The sequence below is a fragment of the Paenarthrobacter sp. AMU7 genome, from assembly GCF_041200195.1.
Lineage (GTDB): Bacteria > Actinomycetota > Actinomycetes > Actinomycetales > Micrococcaceae > Arthrobacter.
In genome coordinates this window covers 887,653-904,518 of record NZ_CP165735.1, presented here as the reverse complement: position 1 = coordinate 904,518, position 16,866 = coordinate 887,653, and the positions used below count along the sequence as shown (strand labels likewise).

Below are 16,866 nucleotides of genomic sequence, written 5' to 3'. Positions count from 1 at the left end.
ACGTGTTCAGAAATATGCCATACTCAGTCTTGAACACGTTCAAAATACGTCCCAGGGAGCGGCACCATGGCAGCAAAGAGTGAGCAGACCCGCCAATTAGTGGCCGAGGTCGCGCTGAAAATGTTCCGCGAGGTTGGCTTTGAGAAGACCACCATGCGAGCCATTGCCCAGGAGGCCGGGGTCTCCGTCGGCAATGCCTACTACTATTTCGCATCCAAGGACGAGCTCGTCCAGGAGCTTTACGTTCAAGTGCAGGATGAACACGCCGTGGTCGCGGCGCAGGCCTTGGAAGGAGTCCAAGATCTCGCGGGCCGCCTGAAGGCAGTGCTGCACACCGGCGTCGACGTCATGGCGCCGTACCACCAGTTTGGTTCCGACTTCATCGCGACGGCGATCCGGCCGTCGTCGCCCGTCAATCCGTTCGGCGAGGCGTCCACCGCCGCACGGGAGGCTTCGCTCGCGATCTTCCGGTCCGCCGTCGAGGGCTCCTCCCCCGCCGTCGCAAAGAAGCTGCGCGGCGATCTTCCCGAGCTGCTGTGGCTGGCGTACATGGGAGTCGCACTGTTCTGGGTTTACGACACCTCCGAGAACCAGCGCCGCACACGCAAGCTGATCGACGGCGCCGCCCCGCTGGTGGCGCGCGGCTTGTCGCTGGCGAAGATTCCGGGCGTCAGCAAGATGTTCGATGACGTTCTGGGACTCGTGCGCAACGTCAAGGAAGATTCGTGATGCGGCGGACAGTAGTCATCGCCGGCGCTACTGGCTTCATAGGCAGCTACTTTCAGCGGCGGTTCCTTCAAGAGGGCTGGCAGGTCCGGACCGTTGGGAGGGACGCTTCGGCTGACGCGCAATGGCACGACGACGGCGCCATCACCAAAGTGCTGGACGGTGCCGAACTGCTGGTGAACCTCGCCGGACGATCCGTGAATTGCCGTTATGACGAGCGGCACCGCCGGCAGATTCTGGACTCCCGGGTTCTCACCACGCGTGCCTTGGGCCGGGCTGTTGCTGCCTGCGCCGAACCGCCCAGGACGTGGATCAACTCCAGCACCGGAACCATTTACCGGCACGCGGAAGATCACCCGCAGTCCGAGGTCTCGGGTGAATTGGGCAGCGGGTTCTCCGTGGACGTGGCCCGTGCGTGGGAAGACGAGTTGGCGGCTGCCGTTGTCCCCGGCACCCGCAAAGTGCCGCTCCGCATCGCGATTGTCCTGGGGGCGGGCGGCGTCATGAGTCCCCTCCGGAACCTCGCCCGCCTCGGTTTGGGTGGGCACATGGGTCCGGGCACGCAGAAGTTCAGCTGGATCCATGTGGAGGACCTGTTCAGGACGGTGCTGTTCGTCCACGATCACGGAGAGCTGAGCGGTCCGGTGAACGCGGCGACGCCCCACCCAGTGGACAATCGGGAGCTCATGGCCATGGTTCGGCGAAGCATGGGTGTCCCCTTTGGCATCCCGACACCCGCATGGCTGCTCGAGGCCGGCGCCGTCCTCATTCGGACACAGACCGAGCTGGTCCTCAAGAGCCGGTGGGTAGAACCCCGGAAGTTGCTCGACGCGGGGTTCGCGTTTGAGTATCCATCGCTGGCTGGCGCGCTTAACGAGATCGCCAACGCGCACCCCAAACCCTCTCTCACATAACCGCACCTTCAAGCGAACCGTCTCTCACATCCCCGCCCCTTCAGGCGAACCGTCTCTCACATCCCCCGGAGGTATTCATGAGTCAGGAACCCTGGTCAGACAAGGAGGAATTCGCGCTGGCGACGCGGAGCCCGTCGGGAGGCTGGCGATACGGGCCAAAGGACAGAGTGGTGCTCGGCGGCAAAGGACTGGCAGTTGGCATCGCCGTAGCGCATCTGACTTTCTGCGTTCTCGTGAGCATCCAAGCACCTGAGTGGTGGATCATCTTTTTCATTTACAGCTTGCTCCCCGCCTGGGCAGTTGGTGCTGCAGTGGGATCGCTCCTTGGGCTGGCGCTGCGTCGCATTCGGAGCCAGTGGGTTCACGTGGCCGCGTTCTTCTCCATCGGACTACTCATGTGCGCACCGTTTGGCGGACTCTCGGCAACCGGTCCGTTGCTGCTCTCGTTGTCCATCGCCCTCGCCGCCGGCGTAGGCCGTCTGGCTGTCTGGAAACTGGTGCGAATCAATCCCTCTCCCACATGATGGCCTCTTCAGCAGGACGCTTGCTCACATAATCGCCCCTTCAGCCGGACGCTCCTTCACTATCCAGATGGAAAACCGTGAGCCAGGCACCATGGAGTGACGAAGATAAGCACTCTTTGGCGACGCGGAGCCCGTCGGGAGGCTGGCGATACTGATCCAAGGGCCGGGTGGTGCCCAGCGGCAGTGGACTGACTGTGGGAATCGCCGTAGCGCACGTGACATTTTGCGCCTCATGGGCATCCAAGCACCAGGATGGGCCCTCATCTTTTCTTCGCTAAACGTCTGCTCCCGGTCTCGGCCACGCGGGCTCGCTCACCATGGAGTTTGCCCCTGACTCATCGAAGACTTGGGTCACGCCCAAGACCAATGCCAGCCAAACCCGAGGGTGGTGAAAGAGCGTCCGTCGGAAACCCGAGGGTGGTGAAAGAGCGTCCGTTGGAAACCCGAGGGATGTGAGCGAGCGACACGCTCAAGCCCGAGGGATGTGAGCGAGCGTGCGTCCGGACGCGCCAGCCAACGCTTCGCCCCGCCGTCCGGTCCCAACCGCCCTCCGGTCCCGACCGCCGTCGAACCTCACCCGGCACCCGTGATACCAGCCGTACCGGCCGAAACCTAAGGAAGTGTTAGGAAATGCCCTGCCAGCTATGGCTGTGCCGTGCATCACCCATAGCTTGGAACATGTCCTCTTCACCCTGGAGGGCCTTTCTTAGTCGACGAAGAGCCATGCGCAAGGACGCCATGAGCACCAGCTTCATGGACAGAACGAACTCATGCAAGACACGGCTGCCGTATCAGGCGCCGTCCAGGAAGGTTCATTGATGAGCACCCAACAAGCTGCACCTCTGAGCGAAGCCGCCCAGACACGTAAGGCCGTGAGCAACATCCTCAAGGGCTCCGCGGGCAACCTCGTGGAGTGGTTCGACCTCTACGTTTATACGGTTTTCGCGGCGTATTTCCAGTCGCACTTCTTCAACTCCTCGGACGACCTGCAGGCAGGCCTTGAGGCGATGGCTGTCTTCTCGACGTCGTTCCTCATGCGTCCCATCGGCAGTTGGTTCTTCGGCCGCTATGCCGACCGGAAGGGCCGCAAGGCTGCCCTGACACTCAGTGTGACGCTGATGTCGGCCGGTTCCTTCGCCATCGCGATCCTGCCAACGCAAGACGTGATCGGCCTCTGGGCCCTGATCCTGCTGGTGTTCATCCGCGTCGTGCAGGGCTTCTCTGTCGGTGGCGAATACGGCACCAGCGCCACGTACATGTCCGAGGCAGCGACGGCCAAGCGCCGCGGTTTCTTCTCCAGCTTCCAGTACGTGACGCTTATTGGCGGGCAGATGCTTGCCCTCTTGGTGCTCGTGATCCTGCAGAACACCATGAGCAAAGAAGACCTGACCGCGTGGGGCTGGCGTATTCCGTTTGCCATAGGTGGTGTGGCTGCCCTGGTTGTTCTCTGGCTCCGCCGTTCCATGGAAGAAACCCTTTCGGCCGATCAGCTCCGCGCCGCCCACGTCAAGGTTGAGGGCGAAGCCCAGCCAGGCACCATGAAGCTGCTGTTCACCAAGCACTGGAAGCCGCTGCTCATCTGCATCGGAATCACCCTGGGCGGTACCGTGGCGTTCTACACGTACACCAACTTCATCCTGAAGTTCATGAACGATACGTCCGGCATCGCGAAGACAGATACCTCCGTCATCAACTTCTGGGCTCTGTTCATCTTCATGCTGCTGCAGCCGGTGTACGGCCTGATATCGGACAAGGTTGGCCGCAAGCCCTTGCTGATCTGGTTCGGCGTGACCGGTGTGCTCTTCACGTGGCCGCTGCTCTCCACCCTGTCCGGCACCAAAGATCCGTTCATGGCGTTCCTGCTGATGCTCGGCGGCCTGCTGATGGTTGGCGGCTACACGTCCATCAACGCGCTGGTGAAGGCCGAACTGTTCCCGGCTTCCATCCGCGCGCTCGGCGTCGGGCTCGGTTACGCGATCGCCAACTCGCTGTTCGGCGGCACCGTTCCGCTGATTGGCGCAGCGCTGCAGAAGTCGGATCAGGTGGACTTGTTCTTCACCTACGTCACGGCAGCCATTTTCATCTCGCTCCTGGTGTACATCTTCGCGTTGAAGAACAAGAAGGCCACTCACCTGGATGCCGAGCAAGGCAACGCTTTTGTGGCTAAGGGCACTGCGAAGGACGACGACGACAAGAAGGACCTCGTCAACGCCTGACCTGGCCGCTTTGTGAGGCCCGCTCTGCCCCCTTTGGACACTCCGAAGGGCGCAGAGCGGGCCTCACAACGTTAAGCTCTAGTAGCGGACCAGGACCAGCGGACCAGGACCAGCGAACCAGCCCGCAGTAAACCAGCCGAGCAAGACAAAGGACCCTGACAGTGCAAGTGCTCATCGTCGAGGATGACGACGCCATGGCGTCAGCCTTGAGCGCTGCCGTCGCCTCAGCCGGCCACAAGCACACCAGGGTATCCCGTGGCGAGGATGCACTCCTGGCTCATCGGCAGCACGAAGTGATCCTGCTGGACCTCGGCCTCCCGGACCTGGATGGCTTGGACGTCCTGCGGAAACTCCGCCAAGTAACCCAGGTCCCCATCCTGATCCTGACAGCACGCGACGACGAGCGCAGCGTGGTGCTGGGTCTTCGGTCCGGGGCGGATGACTACCTGGTCAAGCCCGTGAAGCTCGTGGAGCTGCTCGCCAGAATCGAAGCGGTCACCAGGCGCACCAATCGCTCAGGCCAGGAAACCCCGCACACCATAGTCCTCGGGGAACTGGAAGTGGACCTCCACCGTCGCGTGGCATCCGTGGGCCAAAGGCACCTCGCCCTCACCGCAACCGAGTTCGACCTCCTCAGCCTCTTGGCCAGGAATGCAGGCTCCGTGGTCACCCGGGAACAGATCCTGGACGCACTCTGGGGAGATGCTTTCCTGGCCCACTCCCGGTCCTTGGACGTGCACCTGACAGGCCTCAGGTCCAAGCTCCAACTTCCCGGATTCATCATCAACGTCCGGGGCGTCGGCTACCGCGTAGAGCAACCGTGAAAGTCCGCGTCCTCGGCATCCTGAGCCTGCTGATGGTGATCATTGTTGTGACGGTATCCAGCGTGATCCTGACCTCGGCCAGCCGGGAACTCACCCAGGAACTGCAGATCAACCGCGTCGCAGCCCTCAACCGCTTCGCGCAACTGGCCAGTGACGCCGTGGAGGACAACAACACAATTCAACTTCAGCGGGAAATGGACCGCTATTCCGAGCTTTATGGCGAGGGAATCCTGATCCGGCTCCAGCAGGAAACCCTCCGCTCCGGCGGTCTCAGCGAAGACCATTCAGAGGTCGAGGACGCCCTCAACCGGGCAAGCCTCAACCTCAGCGACACCACGCTCAACCCGATCCGCGCTTTCGGTACCGGCAACGACTTCATCTCCAGGTCCTTCGGGACAGCCAGCCAGGTACTCGGAGAGGTGGTCCTTGAAGTCGACCTCGATGCAGCCCGGCAGAAGTTACGGGAGCGGTGGCTCGTCGTCGTACTTGCCGCGGTGGCGTTGGGCGTGCTGCTGCTCGTAGCGGCATCGCGCATCACGGGATGGGTTTTGCGCCCGGTCCATCGCCTCAGCAAGGCAGTCCACGAGCTCGAAGCGACGGGAAAAACCAGCCAGCTCCCCGAAGCCGGACCGCCTGAGCTCCGGGAACTGAGCCGATCCTTCACCGCCATGGCGGATACGGTGACCGAGAGCATGGAGTCACAACGCCGGCTCATCGCCGATACCTCGCACCAACTGCGCAACCCCGTAGGGGCGCTGCGGTTGAGGATCGACCTGCTGCAGCTCGCCTTGCGTTCGGTGCCCGAAAAAGAAGCGGCGGCCGGCGTCGTGGCGGAACTTGAGCGGGTGGAAGAGATGCTCGACGGCGTGCTGAAGCTCGCGACGGCGGAACACCGCGCCTTTGAGGGGTCTGCCCGGGCTGAAAAAGCACCGGAACACCAGCGGTTGGCCGTCATCGACCCGTACCCGATTCTGCAAGGCGAGGTTGAACGGGCGACGCCGGCCGCTCACCGTGCCGGATCAGAGCTCACCTTGGAGGGCCCTGGGTCAGAAAGCCCGATCGTCTGCGACCCCGATGAACTCGCGCACATGGTGGGCGAACTCCTCGCCAACGCCATCAAATACGCGCCGGGGGCCACCATCACGGTGGCGACCCGGCAGACGCAAGGAGGCACCGCCGTCGTGATTTCCGACGACGGCCCGGGCCTCCCGGCCGAACAGCTCGCCGCATCCACCACCAGGTTCTGGCGGGCTCCGCAACACAGCAGGATCCCCGGCAACGGGCTGGGGATGACCATCGTGGAGCGGCTTGCAGAAGCAAATGGCGCGAGGCTGGTCCTGGAGGCCCGCGAGCCCCATGGCCTGGCGGCACGCCTCGAGTTCGTGAAACCGGAGGAGGACACGCATGCCTGAACCCCTCAAAGTCTCGCGGCGGAGTGTCCTCCAGACAGCCGTGGCGCTTGGCTTGGGCGGCAGTCTGCTCGCTTCAACAGCAGGCTGCACCACAGAGGAACGCCCTCAGGAAATCACCGTTGCCGGCGGCGAATCGGGCGGCTTCTACCTTGAGTTCGCCAGCCTGCTCGCCGACTTGCTGGAGCGTGAAGGGGTCGCTGGGAGGTCAGTTGCATTAACCACCGGCGGAAGCCTCGAGAACATTCAGCGGGTCTTATCCGGCGAGGCGACGCTCGCCGTCGCGCTGGCCGACGCAGCCGCCCAGGCAGCTCCCGGACGGGGTGAAAGCCAGTTGGTGGCCTTGGGAAAGGTGTACCAGAACTACGTCCACTGCATCGTTCGGGAAGACAGCGGAATCCGAACCTTCGCTGACCTCGCCGGGAAGACTGCGGGCGTGGGTGAGGTGGGCTCGGGAACCACCCTCACGGCCGGGCGCATCATTGCTGCCGCCGGGCTGTCTCCTGAAACGGCCGGGCCGGAACGGGCACTGAAGCAAGCCAACTTTGGGTTGAACCAAGCCCTGGCCGCCTTGCGGGAGGGTTCCCTTGACGTGATGATCCAGTCCGGAGGTGTCCCGACGGCACCCATCGCTGCTGCAGCCCAGGAAACAGGCATGCGTCTCCTCGACATCTCGGAGTTCATCCCGGCGACCCGGGCCCAATCGGGTTTCTTCTACGACCGCGTCCTCATCCCCGCGAACAGCTACGGGAACGCACCCGCCGTCTGGACCGTGGGCGTAGCCAACCTGCTCCTGTGCCGCAGGGATCTGGCCGATCACGTTGTCCGGCAAACCGTTGAACTCCTGGTGGAACAGGCCCAGGATCTGGTGCCGAAATCCAGCACCGGCGTGCAGTTCCTCAGCCCCGAAACACTGATTAACACCGCCGGCGTCCCGTTGCACCCGGCTGCACAGGCTGCCTACCGGGCGCTGCACGGCTAGCCCCGTTTAGGAGTCAAACCGGAGCAACTGCCAAAATGATGACATGACTTCAGCCGTTGCCCCTGCCATTGCCCTGACCATTGCCGGCTCCGAAGCGACCGGTGGCGCCGGCGCGCAGGCCGACCTCAAGACCTTCCAGGAACTCGGAGTGTTCGGCATTGCGAACCTCACCTGCATCGTGTCCTTCAACCCGCAGGACAACTGGAACCACCGCTTTGTGCCGGTGGACCAGCACGTCATTGCAGACCAGCTGGAAGCCACGACGGCGGCCTATGGTGCGGCTTCCGGCGCACCGTCGGTGTTGGACACCGTGAAGATCGGTATGCTCGGAAGCCCGGCAACCATCAGCACCGTGGAGAAGGCACTGACCGACGGATCCTTCAAGCACGTGGTGCTGGACCCGGTCCTCATCTGCAAGGGACAAGAACCAGGCCACGCCCTGGACACGGACCAGGCGTTGAAGGCGCAGATCCTGCCACTGGCCACCTTCGTCACTCCGAACCACTTCGAAGCCGAGTCGCTGTCCGGCCTCACCATTACTGACGAAGAGACGCTCAAGGCCGCCGCCATCCGCATCCACGAGATCAGCGGCGCAGCAGTCCTCGCCAAAGGCGGGGTTCGGCTGGAAGGCCCCGACGCCGTCGACGTTTACTACGACGGCGAGACGCTGGAAGTCCTGCGTGCCCCGAAGGTCGGCGAAGTTGCTGTGTCCGGAGCCGGTTGCTCCCTTGCTGCAGCTGTGACGGCCGAATTGGCCAAGGGTGCCACGCCGCTTGAAGCAGCCCGTACGGCGAAGGCGTTCGTGACCGCGGGTATCAAGAACCGCGTGTCCTCCGGGGCTCCCTTTGATGCGCTGTGGCAGGGCGGGGCCCTGTCCTAACCTCTGCGTCACGCAAAAACAGCCGCCCCGGAAACACTTCCGAGGCGGCTGTTTTTGCGTGCGGGTTAGCGGGAGACCTTGCCCATGAGCGAGGCGATCGGGCGCAGGAACAAGGGCCGGGCGAGGAACCAGGCGGCCGCTGTGAACACAATGGAAGCTGCGAAGATCCCAAAGCCCCACCAGCTGTTGTTGTCGTCGTTTGCGGCGTACATGTGGTTCAGGTTCCTCAGCGCGCCAGTGGCCAGCACCAGCGTCACGTGGACGATCACGAACGCGACGAAGTAGATCATCACCGGGAAGTGGATCTTCCGGGCCAGTTCGATGGGGTAGAACTTGTTGATCGCGGCCTTCTTTGGCCATGCCCCAGACATCCGAAGGCCCGTGATGATGGCCAGCGGGGCCGCGATGAAGACCGTGATGAAGTAGGTGAGGAGCTGCAGGCTGTTGTAGTTGTTCCAGCCGTTTTCGACGGGCCAGTTCAGCGAGGCGTACTGCAGGCCGGCCGAGATTGCGTTGGGGAAGACGTCCCAGCTGGTCGGCACGATCCTCAACCACTGCCCGGTGGCGAAGAGCAACACGATGAAGATGATGCCGTTCAAGACCCAGAGCGCGTCAAGCGTCAGGTGGAACCAAAGGTCCAGGCTGATCTTGGTAGGCGGGTTCTTGGTCTTGATGAAGCCCTTGTTGTTCCGCGTCCAGTTGGCCGCCGGGCGGGTGGTGGTCCGCACCTGCCAGCCCGAACGGATGATCAGGACGATGAAGAACATGTTGAGGAAGTGCTGCCAGCCGAGCCACGCGGGAAAGCCGGTAGGAGTGCCCTCGGGAACGGCCGAGTGCCCGGGGTAGTCCGTCAGGAATTGCTGGACCGGCTGGAGAGTCCGGAGCCATTGCGCAACGAGCACCAGGATCAGTGCCACCACCAAAGCTCCTGCGGTGACGACGACGGGTTTGAACCACCTGTTCGACGTGATCCCGGACGACTTGCTTGAAACGGACATCAGGCCGCGTTCCTCTCTGGCTTGTTTGGCTGCGACCAGTTGGCGCTATACAGCGATTCAACCAGTTGCAGCCCGACGGTGAAAACGGCACCCGGGTTTCGGGGCGTTCGACGTCAAAAATCGCAGCATTCGGATACATGCCGCAATACGTATTTCTAGAACAGACTTCCAGAATTATTTCCTGTGTTTCATGAGCCAGTCAAGGCTTGTTGCTGGCTATCTGGTTTCCTTGGGAGGTAGGATTCCAAAAAATAGCCGTCCGACACTCCGATCTACGTCCTGCCGCGAAGGGAGGCCAAGCGTGGTCCGTAAGACTTCCGAAGTAGCCAGCCATGCCGGCTCCTGGAAATGGAACCGCACCGCGGCAACCCAACGCAACCTGCTGGATGCGGCCAGCGATGTATTCGTCGAGCATGGCTTCACCGGCGCGAGCATCTCGGACATCGTGGCCCGCGCTGGATCCAGCGTCGGCAGCCTTTATCACCACTTTGGCGGCAAGACAGAACTCTTCCTTGCACTATGGGACGACTATCAAAATGAACACGAGCGCTTGGTCGCCGCGGCCGTGGCCAAAGCCCGCAAAGCCGGCGAGAACGATCCCCTGACTCTGTTCAACGTGGGCAGCCGCAGCTACTTCGACTACACCTGGAAACACCGCGGCCTTGAGCGGGTGTTCATTGAAGGCGACACTCCCCCGGGCTTCGAGGTTCTACGACGCGAGCGCGGACGCGAGTGGGTCCGGCAAAACACCGTGCTCCTGGGTGCCAGCGACGACACCTTGGGCCGCCTCACGGTCGCTGTCATCACGGACATCGTCACCGTGGCAGGGCAGGAAGTAGCCCTCAGCGCCACCAAGCGCGAGGCCGACGAAGTGGTAGATGCGGCGGCCATACTGGTGAGCCGCCTGGTCCGCTAACCGCGGCCACTACCGGCACTGAGGTCGCGGGAAAACGCCGGGAACCCCCGGAAACTTCCGGCGTTACCGCAGCGTTCCAGCGAACTCGATTGGCCGGCCCTCACCGCGGGTCAGCCACCCACCCCGTGAACAGAGGCATTCCCGTCTCCACATGCACGATCTCGTAGTGGAACGGGCGGTCGAGGATCAGCTCGCGTTGGGGTTCGGGCGCTGCGGCTGAGCCCACGGCGTTAAGTTGAGTGACGGCCGACGCGATGGTGCCCTTCTCGGCAACCGTAATGTTGGCGGCCTGCGCAGCCTGTGTCAGTTTCATGTCCGGCTGGATGTCGTTGAAGTCCTTGTCCGTGGCCAGCATCTGGTTGAGTCCGAGTGTTTCGAAGACCTTACGCAGGTCGAACGTGGTCTTGTGGTCCCATTTGGGTAGCTGAAGGTAGACCATATCCACAGGAGCGCTGCTCAACCTGGCTGCCACCTCACCCAGCACCTCCGCAGAAACCGCAGCCGAACCAGCCGAACCCGACGCACCGCCGTCGGGCAGTATCAGCCGCATCACGAAGCCCTCGGCGTAAGGCAGGTCCACGGCCTTCCATCCGGGGCCCTCTGCGTAGGCCAACCCCAAGAGGGCGCTCATGGCCGGTACCTCGATGACTTCTCCACCAGCCTTGGTAAAGGGCGCGTCCGAGGTGTCGCTCGCGTCGAAGGGCTCTTGCCAGGTGGCGGCGAAATAGAGGGTATTGAGCAGGCTGAAAGTGTTGTCGGGATCGTATTGTGCGGGTGCTTCCTTGATCCGACCCCTGGTGTTCCTGCTGACCCAGCGGTCGATGGCCGGTTTGGTGACGGCCTCGTCCCGGAACGACACCGGGTACACCCCCGTGCCGAAATGTTTGGCGAGCGTGGCCAGGAAGGCCTCGCCGGTAGGGACGCCTCTATCAATGAACAGCCCGTTGGCAGCATGCATCACCGGTTTGCGCGGCGGGTCGTCTTCGTCCACCGAGCCGGGGTCGCCGTCGAACTTTTCCAAGGAGGCGAGCAGCGCGTTCATCGCTTCGTCGCGCCCCTCGGTGGGCAACCCCAGAGCTGAGTCCATCTCCGTGGCCGTGGCACCCGAGGCGCCTGCGCGGAGCATGCTCAACGCGATCAACAGGCTTGCCGGCGACGACACGACGTTCCCGTTGGAACTCTCGCCGCCATCGGCGAGCAAGGCGGCACCGAGCTTGCGCGCTGACGCGTTGAAGGCTTTAAGCTGCGCCGGGTAGTCCGCCGTTTGCACCGACGCCCGGGTCACGCCGTCGGCCGTTTGGAGTTCGACGCCGGATGGTTGGGGTGCGCAGGCGCTGAGAGTCGCAGAACCACTTACCACTGCGGCTGCCGCGATGGCCGCGGCCACCTTCCGGACTGAATTCATGGCGCATCCCCTGCTTGGCGTTGTCTTCACATGGTGCCCCCTTTGACGTGGGAACTCACTCGATGTGAGAGAGGGATCGCCAAATGTTGCCGGAAGGTGATAGACGGTCACGCTCAAGCACGAGTGATGTGAGAGAGCGTGGGGCTCAAGCACGAGTGATGTGAGAGAGGGTCAGCGGTCGGAGTGGGCGGCCAGGAAGCTGTACACCTCGGTCTCGTCCACGCCGGGGAAGGCTCCTGGAGGCATGGCCGCGAGCAGGTGCGAATGCGCCCTGGCGGATGGCCAGGCGTTGCCCGCCCACTCGTTGGCGAGAGAGGCCGGCGGCCGCTTGCAGCAATTGGGATCCGGACAGTTGGACGTGGCCCGGGCCGTGGTCTCCCGGCCGCGGAACCATTTCACGTGCTGGTAGGGAACACCGATACTGAGTGAGAACTCGCCGTTGGCTGACCGCTCGGTGCGCGCTGTGCACCAGTACGTGCCCGAGGGTGTGTCGGTGTACTGGCTGTAAGCGCTGAACTTGTCAGGCACGTCGAACACGGCACGTGAGGTCCACGCCTTGCACGATGGCTGCCCCTCAATGGCCCCGGTATGGTCCTGCGGGAAAGTGACGCCGTCGTTCTCGTACGCCTTGTAGATGATGCCGGACTGGTGCGTCTTCTGGAAATGCGTGGTGATGCCGAGGTGCTTCGTGGCCAGGTTGGTGAATCGGTGCGCGGCGGTCTCGTAGGACACGGCGAAAGCATCCCGAATGTCTTCCACAGCGATTTCCTTGGCCGCTTTGGCTTTTTGCAGGAACTCCACCGTTGCTTGCTCCGGAAGCAACAAAGCAGCCGCGAAGTAGTTGGTGGCCACCCTCTGTGCCAGGAAATCCCCGTAGTTGCGCGGAGTTTCGTGTCCGAGGACGTAGTGGCCCAGCGCCTGGAGGAGGACCGACCGGGGATCATGGTCCTGGCGTTGATTCTGCGTCAGGTAAATTCTGCGGTTCTTCAAGTCCGTCACGGACCGTGTGGAGTGCGGCAAATCGCCCACATGATGAAGGGAAAACCCGAGGTTCTCGGCGATGTCGGCAATGACGTGCTGGCTCAGCGGACCGGTGGTGTAGCCGACCCCTTTGAGGACCTTCTGCGCCTCGGCCTCATACTCGGGGAAATAGTTACCGCGCTCGCGCATCATGGCACGCAACTCGCCGTTGGCACGGCGGGCTTCTTCCGGCGTCGCAACTTGCTCATTAAGTTTGCGTTCGAGCTCCTGCAGCAGCCCCACCTGCGACTCCAGCACATCAAGCGGAAGCCGCGAGCTGATGCGGATTTTCGGCAGGTTCAGGGACTCGTAGAGTGGTCCGCGCTGGTACCGCTCGAGCTCGATTTCCAGCGCAGCCCTGCGACTCGGCGGCTCGGCCCCCAACAGCTGGTCGATGCTCACATTCAGCGACACGGCCAGCTGCTGCAGCAACCCCAGTTTGGGCTCCCGCTTGCCGTTTTCAAGCAGGCTCAGCTGGCTTGGTGCGGTCCCGACGGCGGCACTCAAGTCGTCCAGCGTCAGTCCGGCCTGCTTGCGCAGGTGGCGCACACGGCGGCCAAGGCTGATGACGTCCAGTTCAGGGGGCGCAGGCGACAACGACGGCGATGCGACTTCACGATTCCAGCTCACAGGCGACATTTCTTGAGAATACGCGAAGAAGTGCATTTCTTTCCATAGTTTTCCTCTAGCAACCCTCTTGGAAGTGCAGAAAAGTAGGACTTACGAAAAAGAAAGACACACCCCGGGTAAGCCGGCCGATGCAGCAAAGGCGCAGCGGAGGCCGGCCCGGGAGCCCCATTTGGATATTAGGAGACATGCAATGACCGCATCGTTTGAACCCGCAGAGCAGTCCGCAGAGCAGCAGGCAGCGGCGCTGGAACTTGAATGGTCTGCCAACCCGCGGTGGGAAGGCGTCACCCGTGATTACTCGGCCACCGACGTCGTCCGCCTCCGCGGTCGCGTCTCCGAAGAGCACACCCTGGCCCGCCGCGGTTCGGAGAAGCTCTGGAAGCAGCTCACCGAGGAAGCTCCCACCGGCGGCTATACCAACGCGTTGGGCGCACTGACCGGCAACCAGGCAGTGCAGCAGGTCAAGGCCGGCCTCCGCGCCATCTACCTCTCCGGCTGGCAAGTGGCAGCAGACGCCAACCTCTCGGGCCAGACCTACCCGGACCAGTCCCTCTACCCGGCCAACTCGGTCCCGCAGGTTGTCCGCCGCATCAACAACGCACTGCTCCGCGCAGACCAGATTGAGTATGCCGAGGGCGTCAAGACCGTTGAGGACTGGCTGGTCCCGATCGTCGCCGATGCCGAAGCAGGTTTCGGTGGCCCGCTGAACGCCTACGAACTCATGAAATCCATGATCACCGCCGGTGCCTCAGGCGTTCACTGGGAAGACCAGCTCGCTTCCGAAAAGAAGTGCGGACACCTGGGCGGTAAGGTGCTGATCCCCACCCAGCAGCACATCCGGACCCTGAACGCCGCCCGCCTGGCAGCCGACGTCGCCGACACCCCCACCGTCGTCATCGCCCGCACCGACGCCGAAGCAGCAACCCTGATCACCTCCGACGTTGACGAGCGCGACCAGGAATTCATCCTCCGCGAAGGCGGACAGCCGGTTCGTACCGCCGAGGGCTTCTACAAGGTCCGCAACGGCATCGAACCCTGCATCGCCCGTGCCAAGGCCTACGCACCGTACTCCGACCTCATCTGGATGGAGACCGGCACCCCGGACCTGGAGCTGGCCCGTAAGTTCGCCGAATCGGTCAAAGCCGAGTTCCCGGACCAGATGCTTTCCTACAACTGCTCCCCGTCCTTCAACTGGCGCAAGCACCTGGACGACACCACCATCGCCAAGTTCCAGCGCGAACTCGGTGCCATGGGCTTCACGTTCCAGTTCATCACCCTGGCCGGCTTCCACGCCCTGAACTACTCGATGTTCGACCTCGCCCACGGCTACGCCCGTGAAGGCATGAGCGCCTACGTCGAGCTCCAGGAGAAGGAATTCGCCTCCGAATCCCGCGGCTACACCGCCACCAAGCACCAGCGCGAAGTCGGCACCGGCTACTTCGACGACATCGCAACCGCGCTCAACCCGAACGCATCCACCCTTGCCCTGGTGGGATCCACCGAAGAAGGCCAGTTCCACTAACCAACACCCGACGGCGGTCCTCGCCTCCGACCTGCAGTGCGGTAATGCTCTGCCTGCTATCCCCATGCCCGCCCCATGACCTCGCAGAACTCGGTCGGGGGCGGGCACAGGGCCCCTTTACGCAGGCTGCCGCATCACCGCACCTCCGGCCTCGTGTCCACCTCACCGAGGCGCCGCCGTCGAACCTTTTTAGGAGAATTAGAATGAACAGCTTCACTGACAACTTCACCATCAATGGCATCACTATCACCGCGCAGCCCATCTGCCGGCAGAACGAGGTTTTGACTCCGGACGCCTTGGAGTTCATCGGCAAGTTGCACAGGGCTACTGCTGATCGTCGTCAGGAGCTGATGCAGGCACGGCACGCCCGCCGTAACCAGATTTCCGGTGGCCAGGATCCGCGGTTCCTGCCGCAAACCGAGGGCATCCGGAATGATCCGAGCTGGCGTGTAGCTCCCCCGGCTCCGGGTTTGGAGGACCGCCGCGTGGAGATCACGGGCCCGGTGGACAAGAAGATGACCATCAACGCCTTGAACTCCGGGGCCAAGGTCTGGCTGGCCGACATGGAGGACTCGTCCACGCCGACGTGGCGCAACGTCATCCAGGGCCAGCTGAACCTGACCGATGCTTTGGAGCGGCGCATCGACTTCACGTCCCCTGAGGGCAAGGAGTACAAGCTCAAGTCCGCCGAGGACCTGCCCACCATCGTGGTCCGTCCCCGTGGCTGGCACCTGCCCGAGAAGCACATGCTGATCGACGGCAAGCCGATCGCCGGCGGCATTGTGGACTTCGGTTTGTTCTTCTTCCACAATGCCCGCCGCCTGCTCGCCCAGGGCAAGGGCCCGTACTTCTACCTGCCGAAGATCGAGAACCACCTCGAAGCCCGCCTGTGGAACGACATCTTCGTCCTGGCCCAGGACCTGCTCGGCATCCCGCAGGGCACCATTCGTGCCACTGTCCTGATCGAAACCATCACGGCCGCATTCGAGATGGAAGAGATCCTTTACGAACTGCGCGACCATGCGTCGGGTTTGAACGCCGGCCGCTGGGACTACATCTTCTCCCTGATCAAGAACTTCCGCACCCGCGGACCGCGTTTTGTGCTCCCGGACCGCGGCCAGGTGACCATGACCCAGCCGTTCATGCGCGCTTACACCGAGCAACTGGTCCGGGCCTGCCACCGTCGCGGGGCAATGGCGATCGGTGGGATGGCCGCCGCTGTTCCCAACCGCAAGGACGAAGCCGCCAACACCGCGTCCTTCGAGAAAGTCCGCGCCGACAAGACCCGTGAGGCCAACGACGGTTTTGATGGTTCGTGGGTGGCCCACCCGGATCTGGTGCCGGTATGCCGGGAAGTGTTCGACTCAGTTCTCGGAAACCGCCCCAACCAGTTGGATCGCTCCCGCGAGGATGTCACCCCCGATGACCGCGCACTGATCGACATCGCCAGCACCGAGGGAACCATCACCGAGGGCGGGGTCCGCCTGAACATCGAGGTAGGCATCCGGTACATCGAGTCCTGGCTGCGCGGCAACGGAGCTGTGGCCATCCACAACCTCATGGAAGACGCCGCCACCGCGGAGATCTCCCGGTCCCAGCTGTGGCAGTGGATCCATTCCCACGCCATCACCGACCACGGCGATATCATCACCCGCGAATGGGTGGAAGACATGCTGGACGAGGAATACGCCCGCCTGGAACGCTTCGATGGAGACCGCTTCGCTGACGCCCGCGCCATCTTCGAAGAAGTCACACTGGCCGAAGAATTCCCCACCTTCCTGACCATCCCCGCGTACGCCCGCTTCCTCACCGAGGCCCGTGAAGAGGCCACGGAGGAGGAACTCGTCGCCGCCTAGCTTTTCGCTGGCCAGCGACACACCAAGCCCCGACGCTGGGCTGC

Annotated in this window: 14 protein-coding genes; 11 read left to right on the top strand and 3 right to left on the bottom strand. The window is 63.0% G+C overall.

Annotation, left to right across the window (positions count from 1 at the left end):
* Nucleotides 1–66: 66 nt before the first annotated feature.
* From ABQM86_RS04320 to ABQM86_RS04285, 8 genes are all read left to right on the top strand, one after another.
* Entirely contained in the window at nucleotides 67–729 is a 663-nt protein-coding gene (locus tag ABQM86_RS04320) for a TetR/AcrR family transcriptional regulator (protein ID WP_369746012.1), read from the top strand.
* Nucleotides 726–1,640, top strand: a complete 915-nt coding sequence (locus tag ABQM86_RS04315; RefSeq protein ID WP_369746011.1) for a TIGR01777 family oxidoreductase — start codon at nucleotides 726–728, stop codon at nucleotides 1,638–1,640. Before ABQM86_RS04320 ends, ABQM86_RS04315 begins: the two co-directional genes overlap by 4 nt.
* 77 nt (nucleotides 1,641–1,717) lie before the next feature.
* Nucleotides 1,718–2,164: a hypothetical protein gene (locus ABQM86_RS04310; RefSeq protein ID WP_369746010.1), complete on the top strand. Its 447-nt coding sequence runs from the start codon at nucleotides 1,718–1,720 to the stop codon at nucleotides 2,162–2,164.
* Nucleotides 2,165–2,982: 818 nt separating this feature from the next.
* Nucleotides 2,983–4,380 carry an MFS transporter gene (locus ABQM86_RS04305; protein WP_207596241.1) on the top strand — a complete coding sequence of 466 codons (1,398 nt, stop codon included), beginning with the start codon at nucleotides 2,983–2,985 and terminating at the stop codon, nucleotides 4,378–4,380.
* Nucleotides 4,381–4,541: 161 nt separating this feature from the next.
* The gene (locus tag ABQM86_RS04300) at nucleotides 4,542–5,204 is read left to right on the top strand and encodes a response regulator transcription factor (protein ID WP_280626641.1); all 663 of its coding nucleotides are present in this window, start codon (nucleotides 4,542–4,544) and stop codon (nucleotides 5,202–5,204) included.
* Nucleotides 5,201–6,616 (top strand): sensor histidine kinase, encoded by a 1,416-nt coding sequence (locus ABQM86_RS04295; RefSeq protein WP_369746009.1) that lies wholly within the window; start codon nucleotides 5,201–5,203, stop codon nucleotides 6,614–6,616. The genes ABQM86_RS04300 and ABQM86_RS04295 overlap by 4 nt, the downstream gene beginning before the upstream one ends.
* On the top strand, nucleotides 6,609–7,595 hold the full coding sequence (locus tag ABQM86_RS04290) for a TAXI family TRAP transporter solute-binding subunit (protein WP_369746008.1): 987 nt from the start codon (nucleotides 6,609–6,611) through the stop codon (nucleotides 7,593–7,595). Before ABQM86_RS04295 ends, ABQM86_RS04290 begins: the two co-directional genes overlap by 8 nt.
* Before the next feature lie 43 nt (nucleotides 7,596–7,638).
* Complete coding sequence (locus ABQM86_RS04285) at nucleotides 7,639–8,475, top strand: hydroxymethylpyrimidine/phosphomethylpyrimidine kinase (protein ID WP_207596237.1); 837 nt, start codon at nucleotides 7,639–7,641, stop codon at nucleotides 8,473–8,475.
* Nucleotides 8,476–8,540: 65 nt separating this feature from the next.
* Here the strand turns inward: ABQM86_RS04285 and ABQM86_RS04280 are convergent, their stop codons facing one another.
* Nucleotides 8,541–9,473 (bottom strand): cytochrome b/b6 domain-containing protein, encoded by a 933-nt coding sequence (locus ABQM86_RS04280; RefSeq protein ID WP_207596236.1) that lies wholly within the window; start codon nucleotides 9,471–9,473, stop codon nucleotides 8,541–8,543.
* A 301-nt stretch (nucleotides 9,474–9,774) separates the two neighbouring features.
* Between ABQM86_RS04280 and ABQM86_RS04275 the strand changes: the two genes are divergently transcribed.
* Entirely contained in the window at nucleotides 9,775–10,389 is a 615-nt protein-coding gene (locus ABQM86_RS04275) for a TetR/AcrR family transcriptional regulator (RefSeq protein ID WP_369746007.1), read from the top strand.
* Nucleotides 10,390–10,489: 100 nt separating this feature from the next.
* Here ABQM86_RS04275 and ABQM86_RS04270 read toward each other — a convergent pair whose 3' ends face one another.
* On the bottom strand, nucleotides 10,490–11,794 hold the full coding sequence (locus ABQM86_RS04270) for a serpin family protein (RefSeq protein WP_369746006.1): 1,305 nt from the start codon (nucleotides 11,792–11,794) through the stop codon (nucleotides 10,490–10,492).
* A gap of 171 nt (nucleotides 11,795–11,965) precedes the next feature.
* Nucleotides 11,966–13,480: an XRE family transcriptional regulator gene (locus ABQM86_RS04265; protein ID WP_207597461.1), complete on the bottom strand. Its 1,515-nt coding sequence runs from the start codon at nucleotides 13,478–13,480 to the stop codon at nucleotides 11,966–11,968.
* A 154-nt stretch (nucleotides 13,481–13,634) separates the two neighbouring features.
* Here ABQM86_RS04265 and aceA point away from each other — a divergent pair, with 154 nt between their 5' ends.
* Both aceA and aceB read left to right on the top strand, forming a co-directional pair.
* Complete coding sequence (aceA, locus tag ABQM86_RS04260) at nucleotides 13,635–14,966, top strand: isocitrate lyase (RefSeq protein WP_089593676.1); 1,332 nt, start codon at nucleotides 13,635–13,637, stop codon at nucleotides 14,964–14,966.
* Nucleotides 14,967–15,169: 203 nt separating this feature from the next.
* Entirely contained in the window at nucleotides 15,170–16,822 is a 1,653-nt protein-coding gene (aceB, locus tag ABQM86_RS04255; RefSeq protein WP_207596233.1) for a malate synthase A, read from the top strand.
* Nucleotides 16,823–16,866: the final 44 nt, after the last annotated feature.